This is a genomic window from Mycolicibacterium pyrenivorans, from assembly GCF_025821625.1.
GTDB classification, from domain to species: Bacteria; Actinomycetota; Actinomycetes; order Mycobacteriales; family Mycobacteriaceae; genus Mycobacterium; species Mycobacterium pyrenivorans.
Map to the genome: position 1 here is coordinate 1 of NZ_JACKSH010000047.1, position 511 is coordinate 511.

The following is a 511-nucleotide window of genomic DNA, read 5'->3' on the forward strand; positions in this document are numbered from 1 at the left end:
GTGCGTGCCTTGGGCTCCGGTTGCGCCTTGCGGGCCGACGGCGCCTGTATCGCCTTGCGCGCCTTGGGCTCCGGTAGTGCCTTGGGCACCTGTCGTGCCTTGAGCACCGGTGGTGCCTTGGGCACCGGTTGCTCCGGTGGCGCCCTGCGCACCTGTGGTGCCTTGGGCTCCGGTTGCGCCTTGCGGGCCGGCGGCACCTGTATCGCCTGTCGTGCCTTGAGCGCCGGTGGTGCCTTGGGCTCCGGTTGCGCCTTGCGGGCCGACGGCGCCTGTATCGCCTTGCGCGCCTTGGGCTCCGGTGGCGCCTTGCGCACCCGTGGTGCCTTGAGCTCCCGTGGCTCCGGTGGCGCCCTGGGCGCCTGTCGTGCCTTGGGCTCCGGTTGCTCCGGTATCGCCTGTTGCTCCGGTCGCGCCTTGCGCACCTGTGGTGCCTTGTGCGCCTGTTGTGCCTTGAGCTCCCGTGGCACCGGTTGCACCTGTGGTGCCTTGAGCACCGGTGGTGCCTTGGGCA

Annotated in this window: 1 pseudogene; it reads right to left on the bottom strand. The window is 71.0% G+C overall.

Going from position 1 to position 511, the window contains the following annotated elements:
- Positions 1-467, bottom strand: a pseudogene (locus H7I57_RS06800) (hypothetical protein); the annotation flags it as partial.
- Between the last annotated feature and the right edge of the window lie 44 nt (positions 468-511).